Below are 7,961 nucleotides of genomic sequence, written 5' to 3' on the forward strand. Positions count from 1 at the left end.
CCGTGGGCGGCCTCGCATGGTGGACGGCATGACTTCCGACACGAGCACGAGCACCGCTCCCGCGACGACCGCGCTCCCCCTCCCCGCCGGGAGCTGGGAGATCGACCCCTTTCACTCCGCCGTCAACTTCACCATCCGCCACCTCGGGATCTCGAAGGTGCGGGGCCGCTTCAGCGAGGTGACGGCCGGTCTGGTCGTGGGCGGGAGCGCCGAGACCTCATCCGTGACGGCGACCGTCGCGCTCGCCTCGATCGACACGGGCAACAAGGACCGCGACGCCCACGTGAAGGCTCCCGACCTGCTGGACGTCGAGCGCCGCCCCACGATGACGTTCCGTTCGACGCGGGTCGCCGGCGCGGACGACGAGTGGACCATGGAGGGCGAGCTGACCATCGGTGACGTGACGAGGCCGATCACCCTCGCCGTCGAGTTCGGTGGGCTCCAGGCGTTCCCGGGCGACCCTCGGCGTCACGCGGGGTTCGAGGCGACCGGCGAGATCAAGCGCAGCGACTACGGCCTGGACTTCGGCGCCGGGATGCTCGGCGACGTGGTGAAGATCCAGCTGGACATGCAGTTCCTGGAGCCCGCCGAGTCCGCCGCGCCGCAGGGATGAGCCCGGGGCTCAGTCTTCCGTGAACGCACCGTGCCGCCCCGCCCCGGCGGCGAACCTGGCGGCGCCGTCCGCGGCCTCGGTGAGGGACCGCAGGCCGTGGCGCAGTTCGCCCGCCATCGCGTCCTCCTCGGTGAGGCCGGCCTGTTCCCGTACGGAGAGCCGGTCGTTGCGGAGGCAGGTCTGCGGAAACGCGGCGATCTCCGCGGCGAGGCGTTCGGCGGCGGCGCGGCAGGTGCCCGGCGGCACGGTCCGGTTGACCAGGCCGATCGCGAGCGCCTCCGCCGCGGGGACGGGACGGCCGGTGAGCACCAGGTCCATGGCCCGGCTCTCGCCGATGAGCCGCGGCAGCCGCACCGTGCCGCCGTCGATGAGCGGGACGCCCCAGCGGCGGCAGAAGACTCCGAGTACGGCGTCGTCGTCGGCGACCCGCAGATCGCACCAGAGGGCGAGCTCAAGGCCTCCGGCGACCGCGTGTCCGGAGATCGCGGCGATGACGGGCTTGGAGAGACGCATGCGGGTCGGCCCCATGGGACCGTCGCCCTTCTCCGTCACCTCGTTCCCGGCCGGTGTGCCGATGGCCTTGAGGTCGGCACCGGCACAGAAGGTGCCGCCCTCGCCCCACAGCACGGCGACGGCGGCCTCGGGATCGGCGTCGAAGTCACGGAACGCGTCGGCGAGGGCCCGCGCCGTGGGCCCGTCGACGGCGTTGCGCACATCGGGCCGCGACAGCACGATCGTGGTGACGGGGCCTTGGTGTTCGATGCGTACGGGCATGCCGACAAGACGAACACGCGAACGGGCCGCCGGACAAGGGAACGTGTCCGGCGGCCCGTTGCCGTCGCCCCAAAGGGGCGCGGGGAGCTGCGCGATCAGCCACAGCGGACCCGGAGATCCGCACAGCTGCCTCAGGCCTTACGAGCCCTGGTCGCCTTCTTGGCAGGGGCCTTCTTGGCGGGGGCCTTCTTGGCCGTCGCTGTCTTGGCGGCGGCCTTCTTGACCGGCGCCTTGGAAGCGGCCTTCTTCGCGGTGGCCGTCTTGGCGGTGGCCGACTTGGCGGTGGCCGTCTTGGCGGTGGCCTTCGCCGCCGTCGACTTCCTGGCCGCCGAGGAGACAACCCGCTTACGCCCCTGCGAGGCTCCGTCACTGATCCGGTCCGCCGCGAGGATGTCCCGCAGGAACTTGCCCGTGTGGCTCGTCGGGACTCCGGCGACCTCCTCGGGCGTGCCCTCGGCGACGACCAGACCGCCGCCGTTGCCGCCCTCGGGGCCCATGTCGACGACCCAGTCCGCGGTCTTGACGACGTCGAGGTTGTGCTCGATGACGATGACCGTGTTGCCCTTGTCGACCAGGCCGGACAGGACCGTGATCAGCTTGCTGATGTCCTCGAAGTGCAGACCGGTGGTCGGCTCGTCCAGGACGTAGACGGTCCGGCCCGTCGAGCGCTTCTGGAGCTCGGAGGCCAGCTTCACGCGCTGGGCCTCGCCTCCGGAGAGCGTCGGCGCGGACTGGCCGAGCCTGACGTACCCGAGGCCCACGTCGTTGAGCGTGCGCAGGTGACGGGAGATGGCGGGCACGGCCTCGAAGAAGTCGAGCGCTTCCTCGATCGGCATGTCCAGGACCTCAGCGATGGACTTGCCCTTGTAGTGGACGTCCAGCGTCTCGCGGTTGTAGCGCGCCCCGTGGCAGACCTCGCAGGGGACGTACACATCCGGCAGGAAGTTCATCTCGATCTTGATCGTGCCGTCGCCGGAGCAGTTCTCGCAGCGACCGCCCTTGACGTTGAAGGAGAAGCGGCCGGGCAGATAGCCCCGGACCTTCGCCTCCATCGTCTCCGCGAACAGCCGGCGCACGTGGTCGAAGACTCCGGTGTACGTCGCCGGGTTCGACCGCGGCGTGCGGCCGATGGGCGACTGGTCGACGTGCACGACCTTGTCGACGAGGTCGTCGCCGTCCACGCGCGTGTGCCGTCCGGGGACGGACCGGGCGCCGTTCAGCTCGCGCGCCAGGTGCGTGTAGAGGATGTCGTTGACCAGCGTCGACTTGCCGGAGCCCGAGACACCCGTGACGGCGGTGAGGACGCCGAGCGGGAACGAGACGTCGATGTCCTGGAGGTTGTTCTCCCGGGCGCCGTGCACCGTCAGCTGGCGGGTGGGGTCCGCGGGGCGGCGCACGTCCGGCACCGGGATGGACCGCTTGCCCGACAGATACTGCCCGGTGATCGACTTCTCGTTGGACAGGAGCTCCTTCATGGAGCCGCTGTGCACGACCTTTCCGCCGTGCTCGCCCGCGCCGGGGCCGATGTCGACGACCCAGTCGGCGACCTTGATGGTGTCCTCGTCGTGCTCGACGACGATGAGCGTGTTGCCCATGTCGCGCAGGCGTACGAGGGTCTCGATCAGGCGGTGGTTGTCGCGCTGGTGCAGGCCGATGGACGGCTCGTCCAGCACGTACAGGACACCGACGAGGCCCGAGCCGATCTGCGTGGCCAGGCGGATGCGCTGGGCCTCGCCTCCGGAGAGGGTGCCCGCCGCGCGGTTCAGCGAGAGGTAGTCAAGGCCGACGTCGACCAGGAAGCGCAGTCGTTCGTTGACCTCCTTCAGGACGCGCTCGGCGATCTTCTTGTCGCGGGCGCCCAGCCTCAGCTCGGCGAGGAAGTCCGCGCAGTCGCTGATGGACATCGCCGAGACCTCGGCGATGGACTTCCCCATGACCGAGACGGCGAGGACGATCGGCTTGAGACGCGTGCCCTCACAGGTGGGGCAGGGCACCTCGCGCATGTAGCCCTCGAAGCGCTCGCGGCTCGCGTCGCTCTCGGCCTCGCTGTGGCGGCGCTTGACGAAGGGGACGGCGCCTTCGAAGGCCGTGGTGTAGACCCGCTCGCGGCCGTACCGGTTGCGGTAGCGGACCTCGATCTGCGTCTTGTGGCCGTTCAGGAGGGCCTTCTTGGCGCGCTGCGGGAGTCCGGCCCAGGGCATGTCGGTGGAGAAGCCGAGGGCGTCGGCGAGGGCGCCGACGAGCCGCCCGAAGTACTCCTTGGTGTGGCCGTGCGACCAGGGGTGGATGGCGCCCTCGTCGAGCGACTTGTCCTCGTCCGGGACGATCAGCTCGGGGTCGACCTCCATGCGCGTACCGATGCCGGTGCAGTCCGGGCAGGCGCCGAAGGGCGAGTTGAAGGAGAAGGAGCGGGGCTCGAGCTCCTCGAAGGACAGGTCGTCGTACGGGCAGTAAAGGTGCTCCGAGTACATCCGCTCGCGCTCGGGGTCGTCCTCGGGGAGGTCGACGAAGTCGAGCACGACCATGCCGCCCGCGAGGCCGAGCGCGGTCTCCACGGAGTCGGTCAGGCGGCGCTTGGCGGAGTCCTTCACCGTGAGGCGGTCGATGACCACCTCGATGGTGTGCTTCTCCTGCTTCTTCAGCGTGGGCGGCTCGGAGAGCTGGATCGTCTCGCCGTCGACCCGAGCGCGGCTGTAGCCCTTGGTCTGGAGGTCGGCGAAGAGGTCGACGAACTCGCCCTTGCGCTCGCGCACCAGCGGCGAGAGGACCTGGAAACGGCTGCCCTCCGGCAGCTCGAGGACCTTGTCGACGATGGCCTGCGGCGACTGCCGGGAGATGGGGCGCCCGCACTCGGGGCAGTGCGGCTTGCCGATGCGCGCGAAGAGCAGGCGGAGGTAGTCGTAGACCTCGGTGATGGTGCCGACCGTGGAGCGCGGGTTGCGCGAGGTCGACTTCTGGTCGATGGAGACCGCGGGCGAGAGGCCCTCGATGAAGTCGACGTCCGGCTTGTCCATCTGGCCGAGGAACTGCCGGGCGTACGAGGACAGCGACTCCACGTACCGCCGCTGGCCCTCGGCGAAGATCGTGTCGAACGCGAGCGAGGACTTGCCCGACCCGGAGAGCCCGGTGAAGACGATGAGGGAGTCACGCGGGAGGTCGAGCGAGACGTTCTTGAGATTGTGCTCGCGCGCGCCACGGACGATGAGACGGTCGGCCACGCCGGTCCGCACCTTTCTTGAGAGAAGTGACAGGGGCGGGACCCCCGTCATTCACAGACTAGGGCGAGCCACTGACAACGCCGGGGCGGTTGCCCTGGTTGATAACAAACCCGGACCACCAAGAATGCCCGACGCCGCACTCGACCATATAGCACGTGCATTCGATTTGCGGTGCCGCTCGGACGCCTTCACCCGAACGTGTGGCGCGACTATCGTCGGACGCATGATTGATCATGTGCGCGACCTGGCGTCTGTACGTGACGCGACCGACCGGCTGCTCACCGCAGCCGCGAAACTGAACAACGATTCGACCGCCGAGCCGTCACGGCTGCCGGGCTGGACCCGCGGCCATGTCCTTGCTCACCTCGCCCGCAACGCGGACGCCCTCGTCAATGTGCTCTCCGGTCGGCCCATGTACGTCAGTGGTGACGCACGCGACAACGACATCGAGCGTGACGCGCCCCGGCCACTGACCGAGCAGCTCCGCGATGTGCGGGAGTCGGCGGAGCGTTTCGCCGCGGCGGGCACGATCCCGGCGGACTGGTCCCGCACGGTGGAGCTGCGCAACGGAGTGACCGACTCCGCGTCCCGGGTGCCGTTCCGACGCTGGGTCGAGGTGGAGCTGCACCACGTCGACCTGGGGATCGGGTACGAGGTCGAAGACCTGCCGGAGGAATTCGTGCAGCGGGAGATCGCGTTCCTGACGACTCGCTTCCTAGGGCACCCCGCTGTGCCGCCGACCCGGGTCACGGACGGCACGCGTGCGTGGAGCACCGGCCGGGACGGTGAGCCCGAGGTCACTGTTTCCGGCTCCGCGTCCGACGTGGTCGGCTGGCTCGCAGGCCGTCGCGACGGCTCCGCACTCACGGCCGAAGGCGGCCTCCTGCCCTCCCTGCCCCCGCTATAGGCTGAGTGACATGACGTACAGCGGAGCAGTGAAGGTCGGCGGCGGCGCGGACGTGCACGAGCTGCAGGACCTGATGATCTCGAAGGTCGCGGTCGGCCCGATGGACAACAACGCCTATCTGCTGCGCTGCCGCGCCACGGACGAACAGCTCCTGATCGACGCGGCGAACGACGCCGCGACACTGCTCACGCTGATCGGTGACGACGGCATCACGTCCGTCGTCACCACCCATCAGCACGGCGACCACTGGCAGGCGCTCGCCGCGGTCGTCGAGGCCACCGGCGCCCGGACGTACGCGGGCCGCGAGGACGTCGCCGGCATCCCCGTGGCCACGGACATCCCGCTCGCGGACGGCGACACCGTGAACGTCGGGCACGTCTCCCTCACCGCCCGCCACCTGGTGGGCCACACGCCGGGCTCGATCGCCCTCGTGTACGACGACCCGCACGGCCACCCGCACGTCTTCACCGGCGACTGCCTCTTCCCCGGCGGCATCGGCAACACGCACCAGGACCCGAAGGCCTTCGCGAGCCTGCTGCACGACGTCGAGACGAAGATCTTCGGCACGCTGCCCGACGAGACCTGGGTCTACCCCGGCCACGGCAGCGACACGACGCTTGGCGCCGAGCGCCCGCACCTGGCCGAGTGGCGCCGACGGGGCTGGTGAACCGCGTACGCCGCCGTGGCTAGGCCGCGCCGACCAGCGCCGCCACCCGCTCCACCGCGAACACGTACCCCTGTACGCCGCACCCCGCGATGACCCCGTCGGCGCGCTGGGAGACGTACGAGTGGTGCCGGAACGCCTCGCGCTGATGGATGTTGGAGATGTGGACCTCCAACACCGGCATGCCGTCACAGGTGTTGAGCGCGTCCAGGATCGCCACTGACGTGTGCGAGTAGGCGGCGGGGTTGATGACGATGCCCGCGTGCTGCTCGCGCGCCTCGTGGATCCAGTCCACCAACTGACCCTCGTGGTTGCTCTGCCGCAGGTCCACGGTGCCGCCGTGCGCGGCCGCCGCCTTGGCGCACAGCGCCTCGACGTCGGCGAGCGTGTCCGATCCGTAGATCTCGGGCTGGCGCTGACCGAGCAGGTTCAGGTTGGGGCCGTTCAGGATCATGATCGGGGCGTTGGCAAGAGTGCGCGTCATGCCGTCAGCGTACTGAGGGGGTCTCTCATGGTGTGACCGCGAGCTCCAAGTACGCCGCGAACAGCACCAGGTGGACGCCGCCCTGCAGCAGGGTGGCGCGCCCCGGCACGACCGTGAGCGTGCCGACGATCACGGTGAGCGCCAGGAGCACCATGTGGGTCGGGCCGAGTCCGAGCACCAGCGGCCCGGAGAGCCAGACGGAGGCGACCGCGACGGCCGGGATGGTCAGGCCGATGCTGGCCATCGCGGACCCGAGGGCGAGGTTGAGGCTGGTCTGCACCCGGTCGCGGCGGGTGGCGCGGACGGCCGCGATGGTCTCCGGGAGCAGCACGAGCAGCGCGATGATCACGCCGACCACGGCGTGCGGCATGCCGGCGTTCTCCACTCCGGACTCGATGGTCGGCGAGACGCCCTTGGCGAGTCCGACCACGCCGATCAGGGCGAGGGCGAGCAGGCCGATGCTGAACATGGCGGCGCGCGTGGTCGGCCCCGCGTCGTCCTCGGAGTCGATCACCTCGCCCTTGCGGGTGATCGGCAGGAAGTACTCGCGGTGGCGCACGGTCTGCGTGGTCACGAACAGGCCGTACAGGACGAGCGAGGCGAGGGCGGCGAAGGTGAGCTGCGCGGTGGAGAACTCCGGGCCCTGCTTGCTCGTGGTGAAGGTCGGCAGGACCAGGCTGAGCGTGGCGAGTGTGGCGACGGTCGCGAGGGCGGCGCCGGTCCCCTCGGACTGGAAGACGGCGACGCGGTGGCGCAGGGCGCCCACGAGGAGGCACAGGCCGATGATGCCGTTGCAGGTGATCATCACGGCGGCGAACACGGTGTCGCGGGCCAGCGTCGCGCTCTTGTCGCCGCCATCGGCCATGAGGGTGACGATCAGCGCGACCTCGATGATGGTCACGGCGACCGCGAGGACGAGCGAGCCGAAGGGTTCGCCGACGCGGTGCGCGATCACCTCGGCGTGGTGCACGGCGGCGAGCACGGCACCGGCGAGCACGAGCGTCACCACGGCCACGACGACGCCCGGCAGATCGCGGCCCCAGGTGAAGGCGAGCAGGACGACGGCAAGGACCGGTACGGCCGCGGTCCACTGAGTGGCGATTGCCCGGAGCCGAGTGATCATGTCTCCGATGCTGCACCGGGCGCCGGGGCCCCGCTACTTCAGTTCCGCGCTCCCCCGCGACAAGGGAGTGGCCCGCGGCGCATCTTGAGTTCTAGCGGTCGTCGCAACACCCCACTTCAGGGGTGCGATGGACTTCAGGATCCGGGACGACCGGAATCCGCAGGGCCGGAGGCAGTTG

General features: G+C 70.0%; 7 protein-coding genes. 3 read left to right on the plus strand and 4 right to left on the minus strand.

All coding sequences use genetic code 11. The features are described 5' to 3' along the window. Window positions 1-28 precede the first annotated feature (28 nt). Window positions 29-613 (plus strand): YceI family protein, encoded by a 585-nt coding sequence (locus AB0M70_RS36995; RefSeq protein WP_365827313.1) that lies wholly within the window; start codon window positions 29-31, stop codon window positions 611-613. Window positions 614-622: 9 nt separating this feature from the next. Here AB0M70_RS36995 and AB0M70_RS37000 read toward each other — a convergent pair whose 3' ends face one another. Next, complete coding sequence (locus tag AB0M70_RS37000; RefSeq protein WP_365827315.1) at window positions 623-1,387, minus strand: crotonase/enoyl-CoA hydratase family protein; 765 nt, start codon at window positions 1,385-1,387, stop codon at window positions 623-625. Window positions 1,388-1,518: 131 nt separating this feature from the next. Beyond that, window positions 1,519-4,605, minus strand: coding sequence for an excinuclease ABC subunit UvrA (gene uvrA, locus AB0M70_RS37005; RefSeq protein ID WP_365827317.1), 3,087 nt, complete (start codon window positions 4,603-4,605; stop codon window positions 1,519-1,521). 223 nt (window positions 4,606-4,828) lie between these two features. Between uvrA and AB0M70_RS37010 the strand changes: the two genes are divergently transcribed. Together AB0M70_RS37010 and AB0M70_RS37015 are read left to right on the plus strand one after the other, a co-directional pair. Beyond that, window positions 4,829-5,512, plus strand: a complete 684-nt coding sequence (locus tag AB0M70_RS37010) for a maleylpyruvate isomerase family mycothiol-dependent enzyme (protein ID WP_365827319.1) — start codon at window positions 4,829-4,831, stop codon at window positions 5,510-5,512. 10 nt (window positions 5,513-5,522) lie between these two features. After that, window positions 5,523-6,179 (plus strand): MBL fold metallo-hydrolase, encoded by a 657-nt coding sequence (locus AB0M70_RS37015; protein ID WP_365827321.1) that lies wholly within the window; start codon window positions 5,523-5,525, stop codon window positions 6,177-6,179. Window positions 6,180-6,198: 19 nt separating this feature from the next. On the opposite strand, the gene aroQ is transcribed toward AB0M70_RS37015, so the two are convergent. Then, complete coding sequence (aroQ, locus tag AB0M70_RS37020; protein WP_365827323.1) at window positions 6,199-6,660, minus strand: type II 3-dehydroquinate dehydratase; 462 nt, start codon at window positions 6,658-6,660, stop codon at window positions 6,199-6,201. A 25-nt stretch (window positions 6,661-6,685) separates the two neighbouring features. Beyond that, window positions 6,686-7,783 carry an ionic transporter y4hA gene (locus tag AB0M70_RS37025; protein WP_365827325.1) on the minus strand — a complete coding sequence of 366 codons (1,098 nt, stop codon included), beginning with the start codon at window positions 7,781-7,783 and terminating at the stop codon, window positions 6,686-6,688. Window positions 7,784-7,961: the final 178 nt, after the last annotated feature.

The sequence above is a fragment of the Streptomyces sp. NPDC051214 genome (assembly GCF_040682375.1).
Taxonomy (GTDB): domain Bacteria; phylum Actinomycetota; class Actinomycetes; order Streptomycetales; family Streptomycetaceae; genus Streptomyces.

Coding starts and splice junctions, on each gene's coding strand:
- AB0M70_RS37010 (WP_365827319.1), top strand. CDS start 4,829: ATGATTGATCATGTGCGCGACCTGGCGTCTGTACGTGACGCGACCGAC.
- AB0M70_RS37000 (WP_365827315.1), bottom strand. CDS start 1,387: ATGCCCGTACGCATCGAACACCAAGGCCCCGTCACCACGATCGTGCTG.
- AB0M70_RS37025 (WP_365827325.1), bottom strand. CDS start 7,783: ATGATCACTCGGCTCCGGGCAATCGCCACTCAGTGGACCGCGGCCGTA.
- AB0M70_RS36995 (WP_365827313.1), top strand. CDS start 29: ATGACTTCCGACACGAGCACGAGCACCGCTCCCGCGACGACCGCGCTC.
- AB0M70_RS37015 (WP_365827321.1), top strand. CDS start 5,523: ATGACGTACAGCGGAGCAGTGAAGGTCGGCGGCGGCGCGGACGTGCAC.
- aroQ (WP_365827323.1), bottom strand. CDS start 6,660: ATGACGCGCACTCTTGCCAACGCCCCGATCATGATCCTGAACGGCCCC.